This is a genomic window from Hymenobacter terricola (assembly GCF_017921975.2).
GTDB classification, from domain to species: Bacteria; Bacteroidota; Bacteroidia; order Cytophagales; family Hymenobacteraceae; genus Hymenobacter; species Hymenobacter terricola.
Window position 1 is genome coordinate 1 of record NZ_JAGEMO020000155.1, and the last position, 1,112, is coordinate 1,112.

General features: G+C 57.5%; 2 pseudogenes. One reads left to right on the forward strand and one right to left on the reverse strand.

Annotated features, from left to right (window positions below):
- Window positions 1–212: 212 nt before the first annotated feature.
- Window positions 213–377: pseudogene (locus tag J4G38_RS29335) on the reverse strand (transposase); the annotation flags it as partial.
- A gap of 526 nt (window positions 378–903) precedes the next feature.
- On the opposite strand from J4G38_RS29335, the pseudogene J4G38_RS27825 reads away from it, so the two are divergent.
- Window positions 904–1,112: pseudogene (locus J4G38_RS27825) on the forward strand (hypothetical protein); the annotation flags it as partial.

A 1,112-nucleotide genomic window follows, 5' to 3' on the forward strand; every position in this document is an offset into this window, starting at 1 on the left:
AGGCCTAGCGGAACTGTCCAAAGTGGCCGTAGAACAGGAAGGGGATGCTCATGTAAGACGGGCTCGTTTGGCCCAACACCTCTTATCCATCTTGTTCCTTCCTGTTGCAGCGAGACCCAAGTTTAAGCCGCGGCTCAAACATAGGACCCTCTTAGAGCAGGCACTTGGCGATGGCTTTTTTTAACATCTCCAATTTCTGCGCCAGCCGTTTATCAGCGGCACGCAGGGTCCGCACTTCGGCGGCCTCGGCCGGGTCGGCGGGCCGCCTTCTGCCAGGCGTAGAGCCGCTCGGGTTCGATATTCAGGGCGCGGGCGGCGGCCAGAATGGAGCGGCTTTCGCGGGTCGGCCGCAGAGCTTCCGCTCGGAAGGCGGCGGCGTAGCGGCGGCGTAGCGGCGGGTTGGGGGCTGTCTTTCATGACAATCGAAAGATAAGACCCCACTCTGTCCAGAGTTACCCGACCATCTCAGTATGGGAGCCGCGTGAGCTTTTAAGCAGTGCTCTCATCAGAGGCAGTATGGCTTAATACTTTGCGACTTCCTGTTGCCGTGTCGAACAATTTGGCTCTGCAACGACATGACGCAGGTCGGGACATACGGGAAGGCCAGCTTTGCTGTAAAGCTCACTTGGAAGTGCCGTTGCCCAGGGAGACTGGAAGCAATTCTCCTGGTCGAGATGCTTTCACTTTGCAACGCTTCAACAATGCACGGGATGCCCGCGTGAGCAGTTTGTGTAAGCAAAAGCGTCAATTGTGCATTCCAAATCCCCTGCCGGGGCAGCCACCTTTACAGAAGCTAGTATTAAACAAAATGCCCACGCCGTCCAAGTGGTTTCTTGCGCGGCCTGCCCGTTAAGCAATAACCAGTGCCCGCCTTTTCAATGTTTCACCACTAAACCCACAACCATGGAAGCTGCTGTGCCGCAAAACCCCAAAGCCGGACTCAACGCCCTGCTCACGCCCGAAAACTGCGTGCTGCTGTTGATTGACCACCAGCCGTTTCAATTCGCCACGCTGCGCAGCCACGACACGCAGACCGTCATCAACAACGTGGTGGGGGTCGCCAAAGCGGCGAAAGGCTACGGCGTGCCCACGCTTTTGTCCACCGTCACGGA